The 25680-nt window shown below is 25.9% G+C and carries 39 protein-coding genes and 6 tRNA genes; 6 read left to right on the top strand and 39 right to left on the bottom strand.

Annotation, left to right across the window (positions count from 1 at the left end; genetic code table 4):
• Positions 1-404: 404 nt before the first annotated feature.
• The 6 genes from MSROBK_RS13325 to MSROBK_RS04520 form a co-directional block, all read right to left on the bottom strand.
• Complete coding sequence (locus tag MSROBK_RS13325; RefSeq protein WP_416375070.1) at positions 405-539, bottom strand: hypothetical protein; 135 nt, start codon at positions 537-539, stop codon at positions 405-407.
• Positions 505-804 (bottom strand): transposase family protein, encoded by a 300-nt coding sequence (locus MSROBK_RS13320; RefSeq protein WP_416375437.1) that lies wholly within the window; start codon positions 802-804, stop codon positions 505-507. The genes MSROBK_RS13325 and MSROBK_RS13320 overlap by 35 nt, the downstream gene beginning before the upstream one ends.
• Complete coding sequence (locus MSROBK_RS13315) at positions 789-1160, bottom strand: IS5 family transposase (protein WP_040093092.1); 372 nt, start codon at positions 1158-1160, stop codon at positions 789-791. The genes MSROBK_RS13320 and MSROBK_RS13315 overlap by 16 nt, the downstream gene beginning before the upstream one ends.
• Before the next feature lie 235 nt (positions 1161-1395).
• Positions 1396-1794 carry a transposase family protein gene (locus MSROBK_RS13310; protein WP_242441474.1) on the bottom strand — a complete coding sequence of 133 codons (399 nt, stop codon included), beginning with the start codon at positions 1792-1794 and terminating at the stop codon, positions 1396-1398.
• Positions 1779-2234, bottom strand: a complete 456-nt coding sequence (locus MSROBK_RS13305; protein WP_040093322.1) for an IS5 family transposase — start codon at positions 2232-2234, stop codon at positions 1779-1781. The genes MSROBK_RS13310 and MSROBK_RS13305 overlap by 16 nt, the downstream gene beginning before the upstream one ends.
• A 19-nt stretch (positions 2235-2253) precedes the next feature.
• Complete coding sequence (locus MSROBK_RS04520; RefSeq protein ID WP_227991446.1) at positions 2254-2613, bottom strand: non-canonical purine NTP pyrophosphatase; 360 nt, start codon at positions 2611-2613, stop codon at positions 2254-2256.
• Positions 2614-2689: 76 nt separating this feature from the next.
• On the opposite strand from MSROBK_RS04520, the gene MSROBK_RS04515 reads away from it, so the two are divergent.
• On the top strand, positions 2690-3478 hold the full coding sequence (locus tag MSROBK_RS04515; RefSeq protein WP_227991443.1) for a phosphotransferase: 789 nt from the start codon (positions 2690-2692) through the stop codon (positions 3476-3478).
• Here the strand turns inward: MSROBK_RS04515 and MSROBK_RS04510 are convergent.
• The 9 genes from MSROBK_RS04510 to MSROBK_RS13295 all read right to left on the bottom strand — a co-directional run bounded on the left by MSROBK_RS04510 (position 3475) and on the right by MSROBK_RS13295 (position 6252).
• Positions 3475-4056, bottom strand: coding sequence for a DxFTY motif-containing membrane protein (locus MSROBK_RS04510; RefSeq protein WP_052443480.1), 582 nt, complete (start codon positions 4054-4056; stop codon positions 3475-3477). The two genes, MSROBK_RS04515 and MSROBK_RS04510, sit on opposite strands and share 4 nt — an antisense overlap.
• A 79-nt stretch (positions 4057-4135) precedes the next feature.
• Positions 4136-4209 (bottom strand) — tRNA-Gly (locus MSROBK_RS04505).
• A gap of 77 nt (positions 4210-4286) precedes the next feature.
• Positions 4287-4373: transfer RNA gene (locus MSROBK_RS04500), tRNA-Leu, on the bottom strand.
• Positions 4374-4389: 16 nt separating this feature from the next.
• A tRNA-Lys gene (locus MSROBK_RS04495) sits at positions 4390-4465 on the bottom strand.
• A gap of 7 nt (positions 4466-4472) precedes the next feature.
• A tRNA-Gln gene (locus tag MSROBK_RS04490) sits at positions 4473-4547 on the bottom strand.
• Between the two features lie 15 nt (positions 4548-4562).
• Positions 4563-4646: transfer RNA gene (locus MSROBK_RS04485), tRNA-Tyr, on the bottom strand.
• A gap of 5 nt (positions 4647-4651) precedes the next feature.
• Positions 4652-4727, bottom strand: a tRNA-Thr gene (locus MSROBK_RS04480).
• A gap of 689 nt (positions 4728-5416) precedes the next feature.
• Positions 5417-5815: a transposase family protein gene (locus MSROBK_RS13300; protein WP_242441474.1), complete on the bottom strand. Its 399-nt coding sequence runs from the start codon at positions 5813-5815 to the stop codon at positions 5417-5419.
• Entirely contained in the window at positions 5800-6252 is a 453-nt protein-coding gene (locus tag MSROBK_RS13295) for an IS5 family transposase (protein WP_040093321.1), read from the bottom strand. Before MSROBK_RS13295 ends, MSROBK_RS13300 begins: the two co-directional genes overlap by 16 nt.
• Before the next feature lie 208 nt (positions 6253-6460).
• Here MSROBK_RS13295 and MSROBK_RS04470 point away from each other — a divergent pair, with 208 nt between their 5' ends.
• Positions 6461-7108 (top strand): hypothetical protein, encoded by a 648-nt coding sequence (locus MSROBK_RS04470; RefSeq protein ID WP_040093319.1) that lies wholly within the window; start codon positions 6461-6463, stop codon positions 7106-7108.
• A gap of 32 nt (positions 7109-7140) precedes the next feature.
• Here the strand turns inward: MSROBK_RS04470 and MSROBK_RS11530 are convergent, their stop codons facing one another.
• The 18 genes from MSROBK_RS11530 to MSROBK_RS04395 form a co-directional block, all read right to left on the bottom strand.
• On the bottom strand, positions 7141-7341 hold the full coding sequence (locus MSROBK_RS11530) for a hypothetical protein (RefSeq protein WP_227991430.1): 201 nt from the start codon (positions 7339-7341) through the stop codon (positions 7141-7143).
• Entirely contained in the window at positions 7325-7921 is a 597-nt protein-coding gene (locus MSROBK_RS04465) for a MurR/RpiR family transcriptional regulator (RefSeq protein WP_227991427.1), read from the bottom strand. The genes MSROBK_RS11530 and MSROBK_RS04465 overlap by 17 nt, the downstream gene beginning before the upstream one ends.
• Before the next feature lie 108 nt (positions 7922-8029).
• Entirely contained in the window at positions 8030-8152 is a 123-nt protein-coding gene (locus MSROBK_RS12095) for a hypothetical protein (protein WP_255516881.1), read from the bottom strand.
• An 82-nt stretch (positions 8153-8234) separates the two neighbouring features.
• Positions 8235-8987 (bottom strand): DeoR/GlpR family DNA-binding transcription regulator, encoded by a 753-nt coding sequence (locus tag MSROBK_RS04460; protein WP_040093318.1) that lies wholly within the window; start codon positions 8985-8987, stop codon positions 8235-8237.
• 62 nt (positions 8988-9049) lie between these two features.
• Positions 9050-10831, bottom strand: a complete 1782-nt coding sequence (gene uvrC, locus MSROBK_RS04455; RefSeq protein ID WP_040093316.1) for an excinuclease ABC subunit UvrC — start codon at positions 10829-10831, stop codon at positions 9050-9052.
• A gap of 106 nt (positions 10832-10937) precedes the next feature.
• Complete coding sequence (gene rplT, locus MSROBK_RS04450) at positions 10938-11297, bottom strand: 50S ribosomal protein L20 (RefSeq protein ID WP_040093315.1); 360 nt, start codon at positions 11295-11297, stop codon at positions 10938-10940.
• A gap of 26 nt (positions 11298-11323) precedes the next feature.
• Positions 11324-11518 (bottom strand): 50S ribosomal protein L35, encoded by a 195-nt coding sequence (rpmI, locus tag MSROBK_RS04445; RefSeq protein ID WP_040093314.1) that lies wholly within the window; start codon positions 11516-11518, stop codon positions 11324-11326.
• Positions 11519-11560: 42 nt separating this feature from the next.
• The gene (gene infC, locus MSROBK_RS04440; protein ID WP_040093313.1) at positions 11561-12091 is read right to left on the bottom strand and encodes a translation initiation factor IF-3; all 531 of its coding nucleotides are present in this window, start codon (positions 12089-12091) and stop codon (positions 11561-11563) included.
• 676 nt (positions 12092-12767) lie between these two features.
• Positions 12768-13166 carry a transposase family protein gene (locus MSROBK_RS13290; protein ID WP_242441474.1) on the bottom strand — a complete coding sequence of 133 codons (399 nt, stop codon included), beginning with the start codon at positions 13164-13166 and terminating at the stop codon, positions 12768-12770.
• Positions 13151-13603, bottom strand: a complete 453-nt coding sequence (locus tag MSROBK_RS13285; protein WP_040092446.1) for an IS5 family transposase — start codon at positions 13601-13603, stop codon at positions 13151-13153. Before MSROBK_RS13285 ends, MSROBK_RS13290 begins: the two co-directional genes overlap by 16 nt.
• Before the next feature lie 26 nt (positions 13604-13629).
• On the bottom strand, positions 13630-13854 hold the full coding sequence (locus MSROBK_RS04430; RefSeq protein WP_133165052.1) for a hypothetical protein: 225 nt from the start codon (positions 13852-13854) through the stop codon (positions 13630-13632).
• Positions 13855-13999: 145 nt separating this feature from the next.
• Positions 14000-14800: an IS3 family transposase gene (locus MSROBK_RS04425; RefSeq protein WP_242441467.1), complete on the bottom strand. Its 801-nt coding sequence runs from the start codon at positions 14798-14800 to the stop codon at positions 14000-14002.
• 32 nt (positions 14801-14832) lie between these two features.
• Entirely contained in the window at positions 14833-15108 is a 276-nt protein-coding gene (locus MSROBK_RS04420) for an IS3 family transposase (protein ID WP_040093310.1), read from the bottom strand.
• 22 nt (positions 15109-15130) lie between these two features.
• On the bottom strand, positions 15131-15481 hold the full coding sequence (locus MSROBK_RS04415; RefSeq protein ID WP_052443479.1) for a hypothetical protein: 351 nt from the start codon (positions 15479-15481) through the stop codon (positions 15131-15133).
• Between the two features lie 159 nt (positions 15482-15640).
• Positions 15641-15820 carry a PTS sugar transporter subunit IIB gene (locus MSROBK_RS11525; RefSeq protein WP_197708991.1) on the bottom strand — a complete coding sequence of 60 codons (180 nt, stop codon included), beginning with the start codon at positions 15818-15820 and terminating at the stop codon, positions 15641-15643.
• Between the two features lie 138 nt (positions 15821-15958).
• A complete protein-coding gene (locus tag MSROBK_RS04405; protein ID WP_040093309.1) occupies positions 15959-16210 on the bottom strand; it encodes a hypothetical protein in 252 nt (83 codons plus the stop codon).
• Positions 16210-16359 carry a hypothetical protein gene (locus tag MSROBK_RS04400; RefSeq protein ID WP_004027793.1) on the bottom strand — a complete coding sequence of 50 codons (150 nt, stop codon included), beginning with the start codon at positions 16357-16359 and terminating at the stop codon, positions 16210-16212. Before MSROBK_RS04400 ends, MSROBK_RS04405 begins: the two co-directional genes overlap by 1 nt.
• 367 nt (positions 16360-16726) lie before the next feature.
• Positions 16727-17728 (bottom strand): Mbov_0401 family ICE element transposase-like protein, encoded by a 1002-nt coding sequence (locus MSROBK_RS04395; RefSeq protein ID WP_369123222.1) that lies wholly within the window; start codon positions 17726-17728, stop codon positions 16727-16729.
• Between the two features lie 58 nt (positions 17729-17786).
• Here MSROBK_RS04395 and MSROBK_RS04390 point away from each other — a divergent pair, with 58 nt between their 5' ends.
• The 4 genes from MSROBK_RS04390 to MSROBK_RS04380 all read left to right on the top strand — a co-directional run bounded on the left by MSROBK_RS04390 (position 17787) and on the right by MSROBK_RS04380 (position 19355).
• The gene (locus MSROBK_RS04390) at positions 17787-18062 is read left to right on the top strand and encodes an IS3 family transposase (protein ID WP_040093307.1); all 276 of its coding nucleotides are present in this window, start codon (positions 17787-17789) and stop codon (positions 18060-18062) included.
• Positions 18005-18751, top strand: coding sequence for an IS3 family transposase (locus tag MSROBK_RS04385; protein ID WP_206780841.1), 747 nt, complete (start codon positions 18005-18007; stop codon positions 18749-18751). Before MSROBK_RS04390 ends, MSROBK_RS04385 begins: the two co-directional genes overlap by 58 nt.
• Positions 18752-18895 (top strand): IS3 family transposase, encoded by a 144-nt coding sequence (locus MSROBK_RS12340; RefSeq protein WP_206780840.1) that lies wholly within the window; start codon positions 18752-18754, stop codon positions 18893-18895.
• A 130-nt stretch (positions 18896-19025) separates the two neighbouring features.
• On the top strand, positions 19026-19355 hold the full coding sequence (locus MSROBK_RS04380) for a hypothetical protein (RefSeq protein WP_133165051.1): 330 nt from the start codon (positions 19026-19028) through the stop codon (positions 19353-19355).
• A 205-nt stretch (positions 19356-19560) separates the two neighbouring features.
• On the opposite strand, the gene MSROBK_RS04375 is transcribed toward MSROBK_RS04380, so the two are convergent.
• From MSROBK_RS04375 to thrS, 6 genes are all read right to left on the bottom strand, one after another.
• A complete protein-coding gene (locus MSROBK_RS04375; protein ID WP_133165035.1) occupies positions 19561-20061 on the bottom strand; it encodes a hypothetical protein in 501 nt (166 codons plus the stop codon).
• Positions 20046-20975 (bottom strand): recombinase RecT, encoded by a 930-nt coding sequence (locus MSROBK_RS04370; RefSeq protein WP_052443407.1) that lies wholly within the window; start codon positions 20973-20975, stop codon positions 20046-20048. Before MSROBK_RS04370 ends, MSROBK_RS04375 begins: the two co-directional genes overlap by 16 nt.
• A gap of 1 nt (position 20976) precedes the next feature.
• The gene (locus MSROBK_RS04365) at positions 20977-21678 is read right to left on the bottom strand and encodes a hypothetical protein (protein ID WP_040092600.1); all 702 of its coding nucleotides are present in this window, start codon (positions 21676-21678) and stop codon (positions 20977-20979) included.
• A gap of 2 nt (positions 21679-21680) precedes the next feature.
• Positions 21681-21818, bottom strand: a complete 138-nt coding sequence (locus tag MSROBK_RS04360; protein ID WP_157944213.1) for a hypothetical protein — start codon at positions 21816-21818, stop codon at positions 21681-21683.
• A gap of 880 nt (positions 21819-22698) precedes the next feature.
• Positions 22699-22938: a hypothetical protein gene (locus tag MSROBK_RS04355; protein WP_040092486.1), complete on the bottom strand. Its 240-nt coding sequence runs from the start codon at positions 22936-22938 to the stop codon at positions 22699-22701.
• Between the two features lie 586 nt (positions 22939-23524).
• Positions 23525-25444 carry a threonine--tRNA ligase gene (thrS, locus tag MSROBK_RS04345; RefSeq protein WP_040093305.1) on the bottom strand — a complete coding sequence of 640 codons (1920 nt, stop codon included), beginning with the start codon at positions 25442-25444 and terminating at the stop codon, positions 23525-23527.
• Positions 25445-25680 lie beyond the last annotated feature (236 nt).

The raw sequence follows: 25680 nt of genomic DNA, 5'->3' as shown, positions 1-25680 counted from the left end.
TTAGTACGAGCAAAAAATAATCATTTATGAAAATCTTGATTTTTAGTATTATTAATTGTCATTGTCATACCCCTTTACCTAATTTGTTCTTTCTTTATTATATTATAGATTTATTAAATTTTTTAAAAAATAATAAAAAAGCCACTATCATAAAAATGGCTAATTTGTATTAAGTTAATAATGTTAAGTAATTCTAGTTAAAACTGCTTAAATAAGTGACACGATCAGCAATTATATCATTAGACTTCTTGCATTACTTGTTAAAAAATTGCAAATATTTGTAAAAAAGATACTAATAGAAAAATATAATTTTAATTAATTATGTTTTTTATTTAAAAATTTAATATTTTTCCACAACGAAAAATTAATTTATTATTTAAATTATTTAATTTTAAATAAATATTTTATGTTAAATATAATAATTGTAAATTATAAATTGAGGCAATTAAATTAAATCTTAAACCAAATCTTTTTCTTCGATTACGATATTTTTCTGTAATAATTTTAAATTTTTTTAAGAATAGCAAAAATATTTTCAATAATAATTCTCATTTTTGAAACTAGTCTATTATATTGCTTTTGTTCTTTGTTTAAAGGGTTTTTCTTTGTTTTCTTTGTAGGTATTAGAACATTATTGTGATTTTTTTGTATTCCTTGATAACCACTATCAACTATTAATTTGGTATTTTTTAAAATTGGGATTTTTGATTCTTTAAATAAAGCATAATCATGTTTTTTTCCGAGCGAAAAACTTGTTGCAATAATTTTTTTGGTTTCTTGTTCGATAATTACTTGTGTTTTGATCGTGTGTTTTTTCTTTTTACCAGAATAAGATTGTTTTTGTCTTTTTTTGGGCGTTGGATTGGAGTTTCGGTAGCATCAATAATAATAGTTTTATCATTAAAATAATCATTTATTAGTGCTTTTTTACCAGCAAGTTGTTGAAAATCAGAGTTTTTAATTAAAATATCTTCAATTCACTTAATATTACGATAACAATTAGCCTCACTAATATCAAAACTTTTACCAAGATGAAAATAAGTCTGATATTCTCGTCAATATAATAAGGTCATCAATAATCTATTTTCTAATGATAATTTATTAGTTTTACCACCTTTTTTAAATTTTTCTATTTCAGCAACTTTTAAAATATCTAACATTTTATTAAAAGTGGATTTTTTTATTCCTGTTAATCTTAACCATTCTCTATCATTAAGAGTATTAAATTTATTAGACTTCTTGCATTACTTGTTAAAAAATTGCAAATATTTGTAAAAAAGATACTAATAGAAAAATATAATTTTAATTAATTATGTTTTTTATTTAAAAATTTAATATTTTTCCACAACGAAAAATTAATTTATTATTTAAATTATTTAATTTTAAATAAATATTTTATGTTAAATATAATAATTGTAAATTATAAATTGAGGCAATTAAATTAAATCTTAAACCAAATCTTTTTCTTCGATTACGATATTTTTCTGTAATAATTTTAAATTTTTTAAGAATAGCAAAAATATTTTCAATAATAATTCTCATTTTTGAAACTAGTCTATTATATTGCTTTTGTTCTTTGTTTAAAGGGTTTTTCTTTGTTTTCTTTGTAGGTATTAGAACATTATTGTGATTTTTTTGTATTCCTTGATAACCACTATCAACTATTAATTTGGTATTTTTTAAAATTGGGATTTTTGATTCTTTAAATAAAGCATAATCATGTTTTTTTCCGAGCGAAAAACTTGTTGCAATAATTTTTTTGGTTTCTTGTTCGATAATTACTTGTGTTTTGATCGTGTGTTTTTTCTTTTTACCAGAATAAGATTGTTTTTGTCTTTTTTTGGGCGTTGGATTGGAGTTTCGGTAGCATCAATAATAATAGTTTTATCATTAAAATAATCATTTATTAGTGCTTTTTTACCAGCAAGTTGTTGAAAATCAGAGTTTTTAATTAAAATATCTTCAATTCACTTAATATTACGATAACAATTAGCCTCACTAATATCAAAACTTTTACCAAGATGAAAATAAGTCTGATATTCTCCTCGTCAATATAATAAAGTCATCAATAATCTATTTTCTAATGATAATTTATTAGTTTTACCACCTTTTTTAAATTTTTCTATTTCAGCAACTTTTAAAATATCTAACATTTTATTAAAAGTGGATTTTTTTATTCCTGTTAATCTTAACCATTCTCTATCATTAAGAGTATTAAATTTATTATTGTTCATATTTTTATGTCCTCATAAATTATATTTTATAATAATATTTTAATAAAAAAGGGTATCGCAAGAAGTCTAATAAATCATTAATAATTTTATTGTCAGTAATTGGATGTGCTCATCGTCGCGTATTAACCCCCGGAAAATGATCCAACCTAATAATTTCTAAACCTGAATCATCAGCCAAGACTGGTTTATTAATCATTTGACTTAAAAAATCCGCCTTGCAAAAAGCATTTTCTTCAAAGGTAGTTCCCGTTTCTGGAATATCAGGAATCGGATTTTCTAAATCTAATAATGATTTAACTGTTATGTTAACATCGTAAAACATCGCCTTAAATTCTCGAACTTTGTTTTTATTACTAGTTGCAATTCAAATCTCTGTCATTCCTTATTTCCTCGCTTTTCTTAATTATATCTATTGTATAATAAAATTAAGAAATCACAGAATGGAAGTTAGATAAATGATGAAATACAACATTAAAACAAAACTAAATTTAGGAATAACTAATCAAAATTACCAAACCGTTGATAATCTTTTTATTCGCTATAGTGACCCTTTTACCAATTTATTTATTGACCATCAAAATGAAATTTTTGTTTTAGAAAAAATTAAAAATACTAAATTAACCCTTCCAATTGTTGATTATGGTTATGATAATGACCATTTCTTCCTCGTAACATCATACTATCAAACATTACAACCAGTTAGTGCGATAAAACTTACAAAAGAAGTCCTTAAAAATATTGCAGCAATAATTAAACAATTATGACAAATTAAGCTTACCGCAAATGATCAAATTAAGACTTTTCAACCACAACAATTTTTAGAAACTTTTAAAACTGCTTTGAAAAAGCCATTAGTAGCCTTACAACCATATGAAGCTAAGCTTGATTATATTAAATTGCAAACAAATAATCTTGTTTTATGCCACAATGATTTAAATGGTGGAAATTTAGTTGTTGTTGAAAAAAAACTTTATTTAATTGATTTTGAATATGCAATGCAAAATGATAAGTTTTTTGATATTGCTTCTTTTGCTTCAGAAACGTTAACAACAAAAGCAGAACAAACATATTGGTTTAGTCTTTTCAACCTAACAGTACAACAGCAGCAAAAAGTTAACGCTTGAATGTATTATCAAAACATTGTTTGAATTGCTTGAGCTAACTATATGTATGAACAAACAAACAATAATATTTTCTTAGAAATTATTAATTTAAAATTACTTAATTTGCAAAATAATGATTAGGGATCAAGTGTTGATGATGGTGGATTTTGCTCATCATCCGCTGTCGTTGTTTCTTGTTCGTTAGCTTCGAGTTCTTGAAAATTAGTTTTTTTCATTTGTAAATAACCACATAAATTACGCATTCATACGGCCATAAAAGTACCAAAAAAAACAGCAAGTAATAAAAACACTAGGGCAACTAAACAACGATATAAAATTTTATCTCACCCTCATCAATAACCAGTTAAATAAATGCCATATAAAGTTCAAGATAAAGTAATTGTATAAGTAAACTGATCAGCTTGATGAAACTTTAACCAAAAACCAGCACAAGTTAATAAAAAGACTCCTAAAATCATTGCTAATCCAAAACTAATTCCAGCACCAACATCATAATGATAAGCAAAACTTAAATCTGGGGAAGTTAACAAAAACAACAACAAAAATGGCCCTACTGCTTCAATGATCAAAAATAAAAAACTTTTTCAAAAAACAGTTCGTGAAGCATGAAACGCTAAATCATTTTGTACTTCTACGGGTAAATGTTCTCAATTATTATCAGTAACGTCTTTTTTGTTATCCTTTTTAATTACTTTCATATTAATTAATTACTCCTCTTAAGATGCTTGTATTCCTATTTTAACATAAAAAAATTGTTAAACTAACAACTTATAGTAATGGAGCGGGTGAAGGGAATCGAACCCTCACAGTCAGCTTGGAAGGCTGAAGTTCTACCATTAAACTACACCCGCATTTTTAATTTTTATAACTTATAACAATAATATATATACCACTGTCTTAATTTGATGTCAATTGTTTTTAAATAAAATGGTACCCGAGACCGGACTTGAACCGGTACAGTTGTAAAACCGACGGATTTTAAGTCCGTTGCGTCTACCTATTCCGCCACTCGGGCATATATATCTAATAAATGGTCTCCTGTAAAGGACTTGAACCTTTGACCCACTGGTTAAAAGCCAGATGCTCTACCTACTGAGCTAACAGGAGACTTAAATGGCAGGGCTAGCTGGGATTGAACCAGCGCATGAAGGAGTCAAAGTCCTTTGCCTTACCGCTTGGCTATAGCCCTATGTCTCAATAAAAATGGTGGAGGGGGAGGGATTCGAACCCCCGAACCCGAAGGAGCTGATTTACAGTCAGATGTGTTTGGCCACTTCACTACCCCTCCAAGAATGGTGCTGGCTAGAAGAATCGAACTCCCAACCTACTGATTACAAGTCAGTTGCTCTACCAGTTGAGCTAAGCCAGCACAAACATTAAATGGTCGGGTGTAACGAAATTAAACCGCTGATCGCCCACTTGTAAGGTAGGTACGTTCCAGTCTAATAACACCCGATTACACAATTAGTTATTGTGTTAAAACCTTTATAATTTTATATAAAACAATAATTTTTGTCAATTAAAATAATTATTAATTATTTTTAAAAAAACAACAAAACTGTATTAAAAAAGAAATAAAAAATAAAATTTTAAAATGTAGTATATAGATATTATTGAAGGGTCAATAATAATTATTGTTATACTATAAATGGTTATAAAATAAAAACCAACCATTTTCAATGCTATTTATTTAAACATCCCAGTTTCAAATATTAAAAGGTTTTTGTTTTATTGCTAAAATAAGCAGAAAATTAATATCATAAGTTGCAATATGGTGGTTATCACTTTTAAGATTAATAAAAGCTTCAAATATGAGGCTCATCCTTTTTAAAAAATAACAGTAACTAAAACTATTATAAAAAATCAAAAAATATTTCTTAAAATGACATTACAATAGACTTCTTGCATTACTTGTTAAAAAATTGCAAATATTTGTAAAAAAGATACTAATAGAAAAATATAATTTTAATTAATTATGTTTTTTATTTAAAAATTTAATATTTTTCCACAACGAAAAATTAATTTATTATTTAAATTATTTAATTTTAAATAAATATTTTATGTTAAATATAATAATTGTAAATTATAAATTGAGGCAATTAAATTAAATCTTAAACCAAATCTTTTTCTTCGATTACGATATTTTTCTGTAATAATTTTAAATTTTTTAAGAATAGCAAAAATATTTTCAATAATAATTCTCATTTTTGAAACTAGTCTATTATATTGCTTTTGTTCTTTGTTTAAAGGGTTTTTCTTTGTTTTCTTTGTAGGTATTAGAACATTATTGTGATTTTTTTGTATTCCTTGATAACCACTATCAACTATTAATTTGGTATTTTTTAAAATTGGGATTTTTGATTCTTTAAATAAAGCATAATCATGTTTTTTTCCGAGCGAAAAACTTGTTGCAATAATTTTTTTGGTTTCTTGTTCGATAATTACTTGTGTTTTGATCGTGTGTTTTTTCTTTTTACCAGAATAAGATTGTTTTTGTCTTTTTTTGGGCGTTGGATTGGAGTTTCGGTAGCATCAATAATAATAGTTTTATCATTAAAATAATCATTTATTAGTGCTTTTTTACCAGCAAGTTGTTGAAAATCAGAGTTTTTAATTAAAATATCTTCAATTCACTTAATATTACGATAACAATTAGCCTCACTAATATCAAAACTTTTACCAAGATGAAAATAAGTCTGATATTCTCGTCAATATAATAAAGTCATCAATAATCTATTTTCTAATGATAATTTATTAGTTTTACCATCTTTTTTAAATTTTTCTATTTCAGCAACTTTTAAAATATCTAACATTTTATTAAAAGTGGATTTTTTTATTCCTGTTAATCTTAACCATTCTCTATCATTAAGAGTATTAAATTTATTATTGTTCATATTTTTATGTCCTCATAAATTATATTTTATAATAATATTTTAATAAAAAAGGGTATCGCAAGAAGTCTATTATATATATTATATCCTTTTCACCATAATTTTCTACCCGTAATCGAACAAAATATTTAATATTTTATGTCAAAACTTAAAAAAATAATGTATAGTTATAAATAGACAACATTATAACTAATTCTTAGGAGGAATAAAAATGAGAAAACTGCTAAGCACAATGGCAGCCCTAACAATTGTATCAACAACCGCAACGACTGTAATTGCTTGTTCAGATAAAAATATGGTATATTACACCCAATTTATGGACGGGGTTAAGAACAAGGAAAACTTTATTTTTATGGTATCAGCACAAAATTGTATTCACTGTCAAAATACCCATGACACAACAATTGCTGATTTATATACTAATGGGTATGGCAATCAAAAATATGATGATTACTTAACAGGAAAACGTGGTGCACAATATGCTTTAAATAGTTACCATATTAGTGCTGAAGAACAAGCAAAAATTAAAAAAACCCGTTTAATTGTTACAAGTGATGTTAAAGATTACAATAATGTTTGACAACAAAAATGAGCAAAAAACGTTGCGGATTGAATTGTAACGCAAGAACGTAATGCCCATAAAATTAACGGTGAAATTGATAAAAGCATTACCGCTGAATCATTAGGATTAAATGGAACACCAACTTATATTTATGTTAAAAATGGTAATTATGTTGGTTTTGAAACTGGTGAAATTGGTAATTTAGAAACAGGGCCAAATCCTAACCTATGAATGCAACGTTTTATTAAACATATGGTTTTAGAAGATTGAGATACTGATCATAATAAAGAAAAATAAAAAATACTCAGATTAATTGTCTGGGTATTTTTTTAATTAAGCATTGTCAGAATTGCATTAAAGATAATAAATAAATGATTATAAATTATTTGGTGGGTATACATTTTGCGGCGATCATTAATAATGATTGGCCCTCTTGTTGTTAAATTTGTCTCTAAAATCGGTGAATTTTCTTTTAAAATAAATTTAATATTATCACAAGGTAATGTCTTATCACTATGTTTTAAAAACATTAAATAAATACGTTTGGTTAGTATCAATAATAATTCAAAGGACAAGATCATCTTTGGTTAGTTTTTCTAAAAACTTTTTGGCAATAAAATCATGGGTTGTCATACTTGTGTCAAACCCAAGTCCTAATAATTGATGATAAAAATTAATTAATAAATCTAAATGTGTGTGTTCACCAATTAAATAAATTTTATTGGTTGTTTTTAACATTGTTTTTAATTCTAAAATTGATTCTAAATTTTCATTTAATAGTTTTGTCATCATAACAGTGTGATTTGTTACTAAATCCTTAATTGTGTTTTCTAAAGGGTTAATACGGTGTAATTGATTAAGTTTTCTCAAATTATCTAATTCATAACGAAAGAAAATATAAAATTCTTTTCAACCAGTAAAACCTAGCATCTTACAAAACTTCGTTACCGATGAGACACTTGTATGTGATGTTTCTGCAACATCATTAATAATAAAAGTTTCGTTTGGTACTTTAGCAAAATTTAAAATAGTTTGTGCAATGATACCATTAACAGTATCATCATTACGGTTAATAATTTCTTCTAACTTCTCAAGAATATTAGTTCTCAATTGCATGTTCCCCACCCAATCATTCCATGTTTTAATTCCTCAACTTTCAATTGTGATTATAATAAACTTGGAATGAAAAAAATTTGAGAGTTTATTGAAAATATTTTCCTAATCGACGCCGTCTGTTTGGTCCTTTACAACTGCTTCAATTTTTGCTAGAACGGTGAATAATTCTTCAAATTCAAACTTTTCAATTTGGTTACATACATACTGGACATTATTTAATTCCATTTTAACCTCCTTTCAAGCACAAAATTACCAGCCACAAAACCTTTTTCCTTGCAAAGAAAAAACTTTGTCCGAAGACAAAGTCTTAAATAATACTAACATTTAAATCATATTGTTTAGCAACTTCTGGTTTATCGGTTACTAAATACGAAACATTTTTTGTTTCATAAAATTTAAAAAACCCCAGCTTATCAAATTTAGTACTATCTGCCAATAGAATTTTTGTTTGTACTCGTGCTAAGGCTGCTAATTCAACCCGAGCCTCTTCTTCGTTACTTTTATAAACTGCGCCCGTTTGATCAATTGTATTTGCCGAAAAAATAACCTTTGAAAATTGAATTAATGATAAACTTTCTTCACAAAGTGAGCCATAAAACGCTTGTGATTTTTCTCGTACTTTACCACCAATTAAAACATTATATTGAACATTATAATTGTCTTTTGCCAATTGTAAAATTCGAAATGAATTAGTAACAATTTTAACTGGTTTATCAATTAAAGTTACAAAAACTTCACAAGTTGACCCAACACCAACAAATATAATATCATTTTTTTCTAAAAGATTTAAAAGTTTTTTCGCAATAATCATTTTTTTATCAAAGTTAATGCTACTTGCACGAACATCAATACTGCACGACTTATTGTGAACCCCTAAAAAATTAATCCCACCATAAAACATTGTAATAATACTTTCATTTTCAAGTTCTTTTAAATCACGACGTGCGGTTGTCGCAGAAATATCGAATTTTGCAACATACTCAAGAACATGATTCATTTCGTGGAAAGGTTTTTGGCATAGATATTCTAATAATAAGTCTTTTCGTTGGACTCTATGCATAATATTCTTTACTCCTTTTTATATATTTAACTTTGTCCATTATAATTATAACTAAAAAAACTTTATCCGCTAAAATTTTCCAGAAACTTTCGCAAATTTTCAACAAGTTTTCAATTACGTAAAATTTGATATAATTCTTCACCACTTGCCTTTTGCATTGCCCCAACACTATCAAAATCAAGATTTAAAGCCTTAATCCGTTGTGCCCCTAACCCCGGAACTACTTCTAAAATACTTGTTGTTAACGCCTTTGTTTGCCGACGGCGAAAACTACTAATTGCAAAATGATGAACATCGTCTTGCATTTTTGTTAAAAATAAAAATAAGCGACTGGTTTTATCAAGATAGACCTTTTCTTTTGCTAAGTTAAGAAGATGGTCAGTTTTATGTTGATTGTTTTTAACTAACCCAATAACAGGGATTATTAAATTTAATTTTTTTAATTCATTTAAACAAGCGTTAACTTGTTGAATTCCCCCATCCATCATAATTAAGTTTGGTAATGGCTGGTCAGTTTCAAGCGCTTTTTGATAACGACGAGCAACAACAGCCGCAATTCGATGGGCATCATCTTGTTGCGCAATTGCCAGATTATATTTACGATAATCATTTCGTGATGGTCGCCCATTTTTATAAACGATTACCCCACCAGTAACAAATTCATCATTAATATTTGCAATATCAATCATTTCAATTAAATAAGGTAATTCATTTAAATGTAAAAGATTTTGTAATTCTTGTAAAACTTCAACATTATTTAGCTGACGCTGTGCTGTTGATTGCGTTTGTAAATAAGATTCATAACTATTGTCAGTTGCTAGTTGCATAATTGTTTCTTCTGCTCGGGTTTGGGGATGAAAAACACGATTATCAAATAATAAATTTAATTCTGGTAAAGCAATCGCTTTATTAACAATAATTTTAGTCGGTAAAATATTCTTTTGATAAATATTTTGCAAATATAACCGATAAAGTTCTTGAAAATCATCTTCAATTGTGACTTGATAATATTCATAATCTTTATAACTTAATTTTCCAGCCCGATAAAACAAAGTTGTTAATACTAAATTATGCTCAGTTTTGTATAAACTAATTACATCTAAATCATCATTTTGATTTAACATTTCAACTGTTTGGGATGATAAAGTCCAATCTAAATTACGAATTAATAATTTTAGCTTTTGGGCCTCTTCAAATTGTAAATTATTTGCTGCTTGTAACATTCGTTTTTCTAACAACTCTTTTGTCTCGTTAAAATTTCCTTTAAAAAAAGCATGAACCTTTTTGATCATTGCTGTATAATATTCTTTTGGCACGGTTTTAAAACAAGCGCCAGAACATTGGTTAATATGATAATATAAGCAGGGTTTACCAAGGTTTCCTTTACAACGCCGCAACGGATATAATCGTTCTAAAACTTTAATAATCTCCCGAGCATGACTTCCTTCTGGAAACGGACCATAACAACGAGCATATTTTTTATGAACATTACGAACATATAAATATTGGGGATCTTGTTCCTTGGTAATTACAATGTATGGATAATGTTTATCATCATTTAATAAAATATTATATTTTGGTTTATATTGTTTAATTAAATTATGTTCTAAAATTAACGCTTCTTTTTCTGTTTTAGTAATAATTGTTTCTAACCGCGTGATTTCTTGCACCAACCGTGTTGTTTTGTAATTATAAACCTTATTAAAGTATGAACTAACCCGGCTACGTAAATTTTTTGCTTTTCCAACATATAACACTTGATTATAACTATTAAAAAATAAATAACACCCTGGTTTTGCTGGTAAAATTTCAACTTGTTCTTTTAATGATAACTTTGTTGCCATATTTTGTGTTTTCCCCTTAAATATATTAATATTTTATGCTTAATTGTAATAATTAGCAACTAAGAATAAATTGTCAAAAAAAAACTACTTTTTAAAAATAGTTTTGTTAATTTTTTAACGCTTTTTTTGATTCATCCACTAACATTTTAAATTCAGTAGGATTATGAATTGCTAATTCCGATAACATATTACGATTAATTTCGACATTAGCTTTATTTAATCCATTCATAAATTGTGAATATGACATATCATGTTCACGCACAGCTGCATTAATTCTCTGAATTCATAATGAACGAAAATCCCTTTTACGTTGTTTACGATCACGAAAGGCATATGCCAATGATTTCATTACTTGTTCTTTTGCTTTTTTGTAATGGGTTGATTTTGTCCCAAAATATCCTTTTGCTTGTTTAATAATTTTTTTACGACGTTTTCTTGTTGTTGGTCCGCCTTTAACTCTTGCCATTTTTTAATACTCCCTTCTTGTTTAAATTAATCTTGTAATAATTGTTTTAATCTACTTTGATCAGTATGATCCATTACGCCAGCTTTACGTAAGTGCCGTTTTTGTTTTGTTGATTTATTTTGAGCTAAATGTGAAGTATAAGCATGGGCAATCTTTCATTTTCCGGTTCCAGTTACTTTTACTCGTTTTGCTAAAGATTTCTTTGTTTTCATTTTTGGCATAAATTTTCCTCCTATTCTTATTTTAATAGTTATTTTAATTAATTATTTTTTTGGCACCACATACATATCTAAAAACAAACCATTTAATTGGGGTTCTTTTTCCACTTTTGCAAATTCTTCAATACGACTAAAGAAGTTATCTAATGTTTTTTTTCCAAATTCGGGGCGCGCAACTTCACGACCACGAAACTTTAATGAAATCTTAACACGATTACCATCCTTTAAAAATTCACGTACTTTTTTTGCTTTAAATTCTAAATCATGATCACCAATTCCAGTACGTAATCGTATCTCTTTATTTTCAGTTACATGTTGATTTTTCTTATTTTCTTTTTCTTTCTTTTTTTGCTCATATTTATATTTTCCATAATCAACTAGCTTTGCTACTGGTGGATCTGAAACTGTTGATACTAGTAATAAATCAAAGCCTTTTTCTTCCGCAAAACGAATTGCTTCATTATGTCCTAATGGTCCAATTTTATTACCATCATCCATAATAATTAAAACTTCTCGTGCTCTAATATCATAATTCACTTGATCAATATTCTTATTGTTTTTAGTAGGTTGACTCATCCAATCCCTCCATTGTAATTAATTAAAAAAACGCTCAAAAGTAGCGCTTTAATTAACAAGAATTATTTATTAAACGATTAATAATTAATCGTTACAAATCTAATTTAATCTTGTAAAACCTATTAACCACACTAAAGGGCACAGGTGAGCATTAGCTACTTTAACATTTTCCAAGGATAATTATATGTTTTTTATATAATTTAGTCAAGATAATTATTATTTTGTTCGAATATTATTTTAGGTACCAGTTTAACAATAATTTTAGACTATTTTTAAAAATAGTTAATCATTAAACCGCTTAATTTAAAAGTATTTTATTTACACATTTATTAAAACACATTTCTTTAAAAAAGGGAATACTAAAATGAGAATATTTTAAAAATATTCTTTTTTCGTAACATTACTGGTTTTTTAACTACTATCTTACTGCTGTTATTTCTTTTAATACTTTACTAATACTAGTAGTACGATAATTCATTACAGGAATTCCTCGCTTTTTTAGGTTCATATAATAGACTTCTTGCATTACTTGTTAAAAAATTGCAAATATTTGTAAAAAAGATACTAATAGAAAAATATAATTTTAATTAATTATGTTTTTTATTTAAAAATTTAATATTTTTCCACAACGAAAAATTAATTTATTATTTAAATTATTTAATTTTAAATAAATATTTTATGTTAAATATAATAATTGTAAATTATAAATTGAGGCAATTAAATTAAATCTTAAACCAAATCTTTTTCTTCGATTACGATATTTTTCTGTAATAATTTTAAATTTTTTAAGAATAGCAAAAATATTTTCAATAATAATTCTCATTTTTGAAACTAGTCTATTATATTGCTTTTGTTCTTTGTTTAAAGGGTTTTTCTTTGTTTTCTTTGTAGGTATTAGAACATTATTGTGATTTTTTTGTATTCCTTGATAACCACTATCAACTATTAATTTGGTATTTTTTAAAATTGGGATTTTTGATTCTTTAAATAAAGCATAATCATGTTTTTTTCCGAGCGAAAAACTTGTTGCAATAATTTTTTTGGTTTCTTGTTCGATAATTACTTGTGTTTTGATCGTGTGTTTTTTCTTTTTACCAGAATAAGATTGTTTTTGTCTTTTTTTGGGCGTTGGATTGGAGTTTCGGTAGCATCAATAATAATAGTTTTATCATTAAAATAATCATTTATTAGTGCTTTTTTACCAGCAAGTTGTTGAAAATCAGAGTTTTTAATTAAAATATCTTCAATTCACTTAATATTACGATAACAATTAGCCTCACTAATATCAAAACTTTTACCAAGATGAAAATAAGTCTGATATTCTCGTCAATATAATAAAGTCATCAATAATCTATTTTCTAATGATAATTTATTAGTTTTACCACCTTTTTTAAATTTTTCTATTTCAGCAACTTTTAAAATATCTAACATTTTATTAAAAGTGGATTTTTTTATTCCTGTTAATCTTAACCATTCTCTATCATTAAGAGTATTAAATTTATTATTGTTCATATTTTTATGTCCTCATAAATTATATTTTATAATAATATTTTAATAAAAAAGGGTATCGCAAGAAGTCTAATATAATAAAATAAACTTCCCATACTTACTAATGATAAATTAGTGTCATCACCTAATAAAATTTTAACAAAATTATTAATTATTGTATGATCTGAATTATGTAAATTATTAATATAACTGTCAAAAGCAGTTTCAACATATCAGTAATTAATTAAACCTCCCAAATCTTTAGTATTTTGCACTGGATTATCTGGTACTTGTCCATTTATAAAATAATTCTGGTTTATTTTTTTAATATTATTAAGTGCTATAATCAATTCTTGATATGTTGAATTATCTTTATCATTTATTTTTACTATGGAATGGCAAGGGTTTTTTGGACAAATTTTATGTAGAGTAAAGATTTTTATATTCAATTGGTGTTAAATAATTTAATTTGCTGTGAATTCGTACATTATTGTATCAATTAACATAGTCAAATAATTCTAATTTAAATTGTTCAATATTTTTAAATTTTCTGTTTTTAATTAATTCTGTTTTTAAAATTTTATAGGTTGATTCAGAAACAGCATTATCATAAGGACAGCCTGGTTTACTATAAGATTTTGCAACATTGTTTTTAGCTAAAAGATTGTAAATGATATTGTTATTAAATTCGCTGCCTTGATCAGTATGAAATATTTTAATATTATCTAAAGAAAAACTAAGCTTTTTAAAAGTATTTTCAACTAATTTGGCATCTTTATGAGAACTAACATCATAACCAATAACTTCACGATTAAATAAATCAATTAGAAAGCACACATAATATCATTTGCTATTGATAGCAACTTGTGTTAAATCACTGACAACAACTTCATGTAGTTTATAATTATTAAATTCTTGATTTAACAAATTATGATATTTGTATATAGCGTTTTTGTTACTTTGATGTTTATATTTAAGTTTTGTATAATTGGAAATTAAGTTATATCTTTGCATTATTTTACTAATTTTTATTCGTGATAATAAAATATTTTGTTGTGCTAACATAACTTTAATTTTTCTTGTGCCATAATTTTTACGACTTTTTAAGAAAATACTGATAACAGCATTATCAATAGTATGGTTTGATTTAGGATTATTTGATTTCAATTGATAATAAAACGTTGATCTAGGAACTTTTAGTGTTTTGCATAAATTAGTAATTGCATATTTTTCTTTGTTGTTTTTAATAATTACTATTTTTTGCCTATTATCAGTGTGGCTTGCTTTAAAATATCATTTTCCATTCGTAATTGTTTAATTTCTTTTCTTAGATGAATTAGTTCATTTTCTTCTGGGCTTCGATTATCTTTTGCTTTAAATGAACCAGAATTATTGAATTCATGAATTCATTTTCAAACTGTTGATTTACCGACCTGATAGTCACTGGACAATTGTTTTGCTGTTTTACCTGTTTTATAAAGACTAACAATTTGTTGTTTAAATTCATCGGTATAATGATTCTTTGCCATAATTACACCTCCATTTATTAATTTAATTATAATCCTTACTCCACATTATTGTTGTCCAATTTATCTTAACCCATCCATAACCCATCCACTTCACAGCATTAGGCAAAAAAACAATGTTATCACCATCAAAACCATTATGCATTTTACTTCAATACGCAATTCAATAAGATAATGAAATAACACTTGAACCTAAGATAATTTGATTAATAAACACAGCTAACGCCCCCGCAATTAATAACGAGGTAATTAAAGCAAAACTATCTCGAATAATTGATAAGTGGGTTTGATTTCCAATTTTTCCAACCGTTGGAATAAATTTGTTATTTAATCATGCTGTAAATTTATTTGGTTTTGTCCTCACTGATTCTCCCATAATTAAATCATCTCCTTTCTCAAATTATAAATTTAATTTTTGTAACGCAAAAGATAAGACTTTGTCACCATAACCCATCCCATAATCCATTTGATCAATTACAAAAACCGGAATTTAATCTTTAATTGTTTTGTTAAAACGATCTAATTCATAACGAACTTATGGTCCTAATAATAAAATGCTAGCTTCTTGCCAACGATGAATTGCCTCAATGGTTGAAATTGCTAAAACAGTTATCTCACAATCTAGCTTTTTAGCTGCTTCCTCCATTCGTTGGACCAAAATTGATGTACTCATCCCGGCGGAACAAGCCAACATAATAATTGGTTTTGCATCCATTATTTTGGTTTCCTTTCTCTAAATTTTATTATTTTAAATGATTGTATAGTGTAAAAATAAACAATAAAATTATTTAATAAAATTACATATAAAAACTAGTGTGCCACAGCTAAGATATATGATCAATTATAATAAATATTAAAATCCTTTAATCATAATTCTAAAGAAATTCAAAATCTTAATAATAACAAAAATTCCAAATGGAATTAAAATAATTCAAGCATCACCTAAAAAGGTCATTAATTGTGGTAATACAGCATAAATTGCTTCTTTAACTTTCATCATTGCTTGCCCTAAACCACTTCAAATAGAACCCATTCCATCTGAAATAGTATGTTTATCACCAACTGCTAAAAAATTAATTGCTGTTGTTAAATACATACCTAACATTATTTCTTATCCTCCTTATTTTCAATTTCTTTTTTATCTTTTTTCTTTCCTCGAATTTGGCGAATTTTTTGATAAATTGATAAACCAATTCAAGCAAAAATACCTAATATAATAACAACACTAAAAATTGTCGTTAATCAAACTGGCATAATATATCTCCTTTCAATAAATTAAAAAATTGAAATTTGCAAACTCGCTCCGCTCGTTGTCGCTTTGCTCCACTTAAAAAACATTATTGAATAAATTATCCGCTAATAAATTACGCGGAATAATTTATTCTTTTACTTTTTAATTTCAATATCTTTTGCAATCTTATTGACAGTATTAATAATTATCGGTCGTATAAATTATTTTGGGGTCTTAAATTAATATCTTAGAAATTGTGGAATAATATACCACTTACTTATTTAGATTGTATTACTTTTAATTTTATTGTCAATATATTTTTCTATTTTTTTAAATTTTTCCACAAAAAAAATACATTTTTATTAAAGTTATTTAATTTCTTAGATAAAACTAATAAAAATATAAGTTTTTTTGTAAATTATTATTTACAAAATTATTAACTGAATAATTAAATTTATTTTCTTCTAACAATTGTTCATTAGTATTAAATAAATTAATTTTATTTTTTAATCCCATCATACTAGCATTTAATTTATTTCTAATAGTTTTTTCACTATAAATAGCTTTTTTAATTATAGTGCCTTTTCAATAATGAGAAATATCACCTTCAATATCACAACCAATATTATTCCATAGTGTTTGGTTTTCAATTCCTTCTTTATTATTTTTAATTAATCTAATAGTTTTATTCAAAAAAATTAATTTAGCATCGCTTATAAAAGATTTACTATCTTCTAAACACTGTAATAATCCCTCATATTTACCATTATAAAAATTATCAACTGCTTTATGATATATTTCTCTATTTTCTTTGTTTTTACTTTGATATGGATATAGTTTTTTAAATCTACTTGTAAGATGAAATTTATCTATTGTATAGTGAATTTTATTTTTAGGAAAATATTGACGCATAAAATTTTTAGTATTTTTAATCCATAATGCACCATCACCTAAAATCATAATTTCAATATTAGGTGTCAATTTGAAATGAGTTTCAATTAAAGTAAATAATTTTATAAGAACTGGTTTTAAATTTGCTTCTTTTTTAAGATAATCTGGAATATTATCCATTTCAAAAACACCTAATTTATTTGCGATTACAGGTCTTTTTACAGTATATTTTTCTTCATCATACCCAGTATGTACAGTACATGCTATCGTATGTTTTTTTATCTTTTTTCTTCCTTGCTTTGTTGAATCTAACATTTTCAAATAAGTCCCATCCATTTGAATATATAAAGTGTGTGGAATATCTATTTTTTTATTACTTTTATTAAAGTAATATTCTTCGTCAGTTTTTGCATTTTTCATAATATTAGATACTGTCATTAAACTAATTTTTACATGCTCCATAGTATCTAAAATATCTTTATTGGATGGGTTAAGATAAATTGGACAACAATAATGTGGAGTAAGGATTATAATTAAATTAATAAATGGAGGTGTAATTATGGCAAAGAATCATTATACCGATGAATTTAAACAACAAATTGTTAGTCTTTATAAAACAGGTAAAACAGCAAAACAATTGTCCGGTGACTATCAGGTCGGTAAATCAACAGTTTGAAAATGAATTTATGAATTCAATAATTCTGGTTCATTTAAAGCAAAAGATAATCGAAGCCCAGAAGAAAATGAACTAATTCATCTAAGAAAAGAAATTAAACAATTACGAATGGAAAATGATATTTTAAAGCAAGCCACACTGATAATAGGCAAAAAATAGTAATTATTAAAAACAACAAAGAAAAATATGCAATTACTAATTTATGCAAAACACTAAAAGTTCCTAGATCAACGTTTTATTATCAATTGAAATCAAATAATCCTAAATCAAACCATACTATTGATAATGCTGTTATCAGTATTTTCTTAAAAAGTCGTAAAAATTATGGCACAAGAAAAATTAAAGTTATGTTAGCACAACAAAATATTTTATTATCACGAATAAAAATTAGTAAAATAATGCAAAGATATAACTTAATTTCCAATTATACAAAACTTAAATATAAACATCAAAGTAACAAAAACGCTATATACAAATATCATAATTTGTTAAATCAAGAATTTAATAATTATAAACTACATGAAGTTGTTGTCAGTGATTTAACACAAGTTGCTATCAATAGCAAATGATATTATGTGTGCTTTCTAATTGATTTATTTAATCGTGAAGTTATTGGTTATGATGTTAGTTCTCATAAAGATGCCAAATTAGTTGAAAATACTTTTAAAAAGCTTAGTTTTTCTTTAGATAATATTAAAATATTTCATACTGATCAAGGAAGCGAATTTAATAACAATATCATTTACAATCTTTTAGCTAAAAACAATGTTGCAAAATCTTATAGTAAACCAGGCTGTCCTTATGATAATGCCGTTTCTGAATCAACCTATAAAATTTTAAAAACATAATTAATTAAAAACAGAAAATTTAAAAATATTGAACAATTTAAATTAGAATTATTTGACTATGTTAATTGATACAATAATGTACGAATTCACAGCAAATTAAATTATTTAACACCAATTGAATATAAAAATCTTTACTCTACATAAAATTTGTCCAAAAAACCCTTGCCATTCCAAACAAAGAATTAAATTTAAAATAGACTATATATAGGGGCGGTTGATATTTTTGGGTGGTTATATAGTTTAATTTATAAATTATTTTGTTCTGAAAGGATAGATGGCCACTGTTTGAGTAAGAATAAGAAAGGAATTAAATAAAATGAATGAAACATTAATGATTGCTTTACTTGTGTTAGCGGGTGCGGGTGGAATGGGTAGTCTTGGTATTCTAGGATTATCTGCTAAAAAAATTAAAAAATATAAAGCAGAAATCAGAGAATTAAGAACTGCTGTTATTGCCCACGAAAAACATTTACGAGGACCTGATTATGCAACAGAATTAGCATTAAAAACAGGTCAAATTAAAAATGTTAAAAAACAAGTTAAAGTTAATGATAAAAAACAAGCACAAAAAGATGCCATTAGACAATTAACAAATAATATTTAAAAAAATAACCTTAATTGGTTATTTTTTATTTTTCTTTATTGTGTGTTATATAAAAGTTTATAAGATATTCAATTCGTTGCGAATAAGTATTAAAATTTAATTCATTTCAAACTTGTTCTTCATTTTCATTTAAGTAAACATTTATATTCCGAATTTTACAAGAATAATATTTTCCTGTTTTTTGATTATATGAATGTTTCATAAATTAACTTTCATAATTAGCAATAATAATTGCATCTCGTAAATGATTACTTATTTTTTCATTATTATATTTTCAACTTTTACCATATTGATAAGTTAAATTAACATCTTTTTCATATTTTCATATATAACCATCATTATATTTACTTAAATTTTCCATATTTTTAACAACTGATTTTGTATGTTTTGGTGAAATAGTAGCAATATATCCTTGCGTTTCTAATGAACCTAATAATTTCAATAAATCATCTCTATCTTTTGAGCCATTGGCATTTGTATATAAACAATTTTCTATAAAAATTAAATATTCTAGTTTATGATTATTTGATAATATTTTCCCAAATAGTTTTTCATTTTTCAAATAATTTATAATAAATTCATAATGTTCTTTTCAGCCTTTATTTGTAAATTCTTGTTTATCTATTAATTTATTATTTTTATAAACAACAATAGCCGTAGTACCAGTTCCTGATGGGTCAATACCTATTTTTATCAATTGGCTCATTCTTCATCATTGTTATTATTAACTACTGGTACTACATTTGATATATCTTCTTCTTTAACTACATTATCGTTTATGTCCACTATTTCATCATTAGGTGGGGTATTATAATTTAAATTTATATTATTTGATAAAGTTTCATCGTTAATATGCCCATTATTTTGGATGAAAGTAGCATCATTATCAATATAAATCTTTTCATCATTAGTTGTAATAACTGCTTGATCTGATTTATATGCTTGTTGTAATTCAACTGACATAATACCTCATTTTCTTAATAATGATGTTAATACTGTTTTAAGGGCCATTTCATCAAAACTAGCAATATAAAATGATTTATTTTTAGCATAAGTTTTAGAATATTTCATAAAATGATTTTCCATTTGCTCTTTTGTCATATATAAAGTTTTTTCAAAACCATTAACCATTTTAAAATATGCTACATAACCTATAATTGATAATTTTTCTCGTTCATCTTCATTTTGATTTCAATTAAAAGCAGTACCTTTTAAACGATCATAATTTATTAATTCATTTGCTCTAACATCTGATACTGACATATCTAAATATTGGCCACTTCTTTGGGCTAATTGAATATAACCTTTATAACCCATTTGAAATTGGGCTTGATTAATTCATTCTTGGATTTCACGACCATTAATAATTCTTGTTATTTTTGTATTATATGGTACTACATAAGCATAACCGAATTGTTTTTCCATTGGTAAATTTAATAAAACACCTTGATAACAAGCAGTCATAATTGTTTTTGGATCTGCTTTTTGTAATAATTCATTACTATTTGATATTGCAATTATATTACTTTTAAATCTTGCAATTTCATTTTCATTAGAAAATTTACTTTTTATTCAATCAGTTACCTTATCTGTTCTTAAAAATTCTACAATATTTGTCATGTTATTTTTCTCCTTTATTTATTTTAAAATTAATACCTTTAACCCCAATTAAATTAATATCTTTATTACTATCTCATTGATCTTTAATTTCATTTTTAACAATTTGTTCATCAACAGTTAAATAATTTTTAATAAGATTAATAAGTTCTAATTTATCAGCATTTTGTAAAAAATCATCATTAATACCAATAACCTCAATATCTTTAATTAATAATTTTTCTTTCCGAAAATTACTAGTAATAATTTTTAATTCTTGTTCTTGTTTTGCTATACTTTTAATTTCTAAAAATTGCTCTTTTTTATGAGTTTCAATAATTTTATTTTGTTTTTGAAATTGAATATTAATGACACTATTTTTTAAAGAATCATGATTATTCTTAATATTATTTTCTAAATTTAAAATATCTTTTCTAATAAAATTTAATTCATCCTTAAAAGATTTTATTATTTCTAATGGTTCTCTAAAAATATAATCAATTTTTGAAACTACTAATTTTAAATCTTTTAGTGATTGTGATTTATATTCTCCATTTATTAATCAAGCTTGTTGTCGATATATAAATTCTGCTAATTCTTGTCCATTTTCATCAATTCACTTTTTAATTGTTAATGCTTTTAAGCTTAATTCTTTAAAATTATTTCCTTTTAAATAAAACGGATAAGTAATATTTTTAACTTCATTATTTAATTTTAAATCTTCCATAATTAAATTTCCTCTAATTCCATTTCATTAATTAAATTATCAATATATTCATAAGCACTTTCTTCTGAATAACATTCATCTAATGCTAAATTAAATAAATCTTCTTCTGTATAAACATAACCATTTTCATCTTTTCACATAATTATTTATCTCCTTGTCATTTAATATTGCTATCTTCTAAATCAATAATAGTTGTTAATCAATGATTTTCATTTTCAACATTAGCAGTAATCCTCGCTTCTTCTAATGTATAAAAAAATCTGTTTTAAAAATAGTTGTTTTATCAAACAAATTATTATATTTCATTATTAATACGTATCTTTTATTCATAATTTAATTCCTCCTAATTTTGTTTCCCTAATGCTCAATGTTCATCAGTCATATCTTAAAATGATACTGAATAACTTTTAAACATTAATTCTTGTAATTTGTTTTCTTGATTGCATTTTGAGCAATATCCTCAATATTTTTGTTTAAGACAAATTTTATTTAACTTTTTCATATTTACCTCCTAAATTATTTTTCCTATTTTTTAACTCGCTGGCACTCACTACCAAGTGAAAGTGCCAAAGCGAGAATTAGTTATATAAGTATTGTATTTATCTATTTTATTTACTACGCCATCCGCTTCGCTGTGGGTGAGCGGTGGCGGTATGTTGTTAGTTAAATAATCGACAGTTGTTTTTTGTTTTTGTAGCCAGAGAGTTTTCTCTCTCTTCACCCGCACCATTTCAGGTCAAAGCGTTCAGTTTTTAAAATAAATCTACTTGCACCTTGAAGAGCCTAATGCTGACTTTGTGGTTTTTAAACCGCTGTCACTTCTAAGAAGTAATATCTATCGCAAATTTATTTATAAAGTGACCATCTCTTTTGTTTATTGTGGTTCGATGTTGACCGCGCACTTATCACCACTATCGCTTGTTAAAGCGTCTATTATTTCCGGACTGATTACCGCTGCGCTAGACCGCCTCCTGTGGAATAAAAACACTTAGTTATTTAAAATAACCGTTCCACTCTGCATTAAGTTGTTTTATAAAATCAAAGTTTTAAAAAACCAGTTTTATAATCAAAGATAATTTTTGAATTTTCTAAACGTTTATAAAACCACTCTTGGTTTTTATCTTTTGTATGATTTAATAAATTTTTATGTTTTTCACAAGTTCATAAAACTTTATTTGATAAAAATTCTTTGGTAATGAATGATATTGATTTATAGCAATCAATAACATCACATATTTTTTGTTGTTTATTAATTTCCATTACTTACTCCTTCTTTTATTAAGTTTTTTTATTTATTAACAAACTAATTAACTGAAACAAAGAAAAGACAACACCTTAAATTAGGAGAAAAAACAGGTACACTTTGTAAAAATTTCTAAGATATTTATAAATGTGTAAACAACTTAAAGAGGGTATCAGAAAGTTGTGTAAAAAGTTTCTATTTTAAGAATTTAAGATGCTGTCCTTTCTCTGAATCAATTAATAATTTTGGTTTTACAAATAAAAAAACCATTTTAGTAAATGGTTTAATTTATTATTCTTATTCAATTTCCGAGTTTTTTTCCAAAACCCCAATATTTTTTATACGACCACATTATCTTTACCATACCTTTTCACTAACGACCGCAAAATCAAATATTGCTTTGTTTGCATAATTTCAACTCCTATAATTAACTTAAAAAAGTTAACTAAATTAATAGTTAACTTTTTATCGGTTGGCATTTGCAATTTACAGATTATAAAGAGTAAATAGTTGCTAATTCCAAGCTTTTCTACTTTTAGTTTATCACAGTTTTTGTTATAACAAAAAAACGGAAAGTTCAATCCGTTCCAAAAAATTTTTTTCTTACTTTTTATTAATAAGTTGGTCATTAATCAAAACAATAAATTTATCAAAACTAACAGTTGTTTGTTCTTCTTGACCATAAATCCGATATGTAATTAATTTTTGATCACGTTCTTGATCACCAATAACAATTTGATATGGGATTTTTGCTACTTGTGCTTCACGAATTTTATAACTTAACCGTTCATCGCGATCATCAATACTTGTTCGTAATTTTAGTTTTTTAAATTGTTGGTGTAGTTCTTCAGCGTATGCTAAATGATGTTGATTATTAACAGGCATTAAAACAATTTGTTTTGGTGCTAGTCAAAATGGCAAGACCCCTTTTGATTGTTCTAATAAAATTGCAATGAAACGTTCATAAGTACCAATTAAACCACGATGTAACATTACTGGCATTGCTTTTTCCCCATTTGAGTCAATATAACTTAACTTAAATTTTTGGGGTAGTAAAAAATCAAATTGCAATGTTGAAACAGTAATTTCATGGTTTAAAGCTGTTTTAATTTGAACATCTAATTTTGGACCATAAAAAGCCGCTTCACCAACCATTCGAACATATGGGATTTTTAAATCATATAAAGCTTCTTGTAACATTTGCTCAGCATGATTTCACATTTGATCATCATCATAATATTTTTCCTTATTAGCTGGGTCTCGTAATGATAACGAATAATAATCAACACTAATATTTAAAGTTGTTAAAACTTCACTAATTAACTTAAAACAACGTTTAAATTCTTCTTTTAACTGGTCATGACGAAGAAAAATATGTGAATCAGTTAATTGCATCATTCGCACCCGTTCTAGTCCTGTTAAACTCCCCGATGTTTCATAACGGTGTAAAATGGCATGTTCGGCAATTCGAAGGGGCAAATAACGATAACTACGTTGTTTATAATTATAAACAGCAATATGATGGGGACAAGCCATTGGTCGTAAAACACTAATTTCATTATCTTGTGCCATTGGCGCAAACATATTTTCCTGATAATGATCTCAGTGCCCAGAAATCTTATACATTTCACTTGTCCCAATAACAGGAGTATCAACTTCAATAAAATCATATTCTCATTCTTTTTCCCGAATATATTCTTGTAACACTTTTTTTAAAGCCATACCATTTGGTAATCAAATTGGTAACCCTGGTCCAACTAACTGATCAAAAGTAAAAATTTCAAGGTCTTTGCCAATTTTACGATGATCACGCTCTTTTCGTTCTTGATAAGTAAGCATTAATTGTTCAAATAGTTCACGAGAAAAATGAGCACCACCAGTAATTCGTTGCAACATTTTATTTTTAGCATCATCTTTTCAATATGCTCCAGCTAAGGCTCATAATTTAAAAACTTTAATATTTTTAGGCGGAACAACGGGATAATTATTTGGTAAATATAATTGTTCAGCCACAAAGTAAGCACATTGTTCAGCAACCGCTTGGTCACTCATTGTTGCTAAGAAGTATTCATTATTTTGATATCATTTTTTTGCATCTGTTCCTGACCCACAAACAGAATTAATTGTAATATTATTATTAATTAATTTTGTTATTTCTGCTTCAATAGCACTAATATCAGTTTCTTTTAGATGTGGTTCAACATCAATATCAACGAAAAAAGTATCATCTTGGTAAGCAATTTGTGCAATACGAACCGTTGGATATAAATTAGTAATTGCTTTTGCAGTTATTAACCCTGCGGTATAATTAATCATTGATAATGCTAACGGTGATTTATCCGTAATAATTTCTAATTTGCCATCGGTTGTTATCAAATAATCTAAATGACAAACTTTGTTAGCAAAGACTCCTCCTAAGGCTGCTTTCTCCAAACTTGGTGCAATACTAGTTGCAATTGCTTGAATTGTTTGTGGTTCTGCTAATTCACGCACCTGACCATCAGGTAAAGTAATTTTAATCATTTTGTATCTTCCTTTCTAAAAGAAAAACTCTCTCCCAATATTATTCCTTAATAACACTAGGAGCGAGTTTTTCGCGGTACCATCCTAATTAAATTAGGTTTAAACCTAATTTATCTTTCACACTTAATAACGAAAAGTGCTTAAACGTAAACATTATTGTTGCTAGTAATTTAACTATTCTTTTGTTAAGCTTCCATCATCCTTAACTTGCTGGGAAAAGAAGTGTCGTTAAACTA

Origin of the sequence: Spiroplasma poulsonii, from assembly GCF_009866525.1 — a bacterium.
GTDB classification, from domain to species: Bacteria; Bacillota_I; Bacilli_A; order Mycoplasmatales; family Mycoplasmataceae; genus Spiroplasma; species Spiroplasma poulsonii.
Note: the sequence above shows the minus strand (reverse complement) of the source record. Positions and strands in the feature narration are given on the sequence as shown.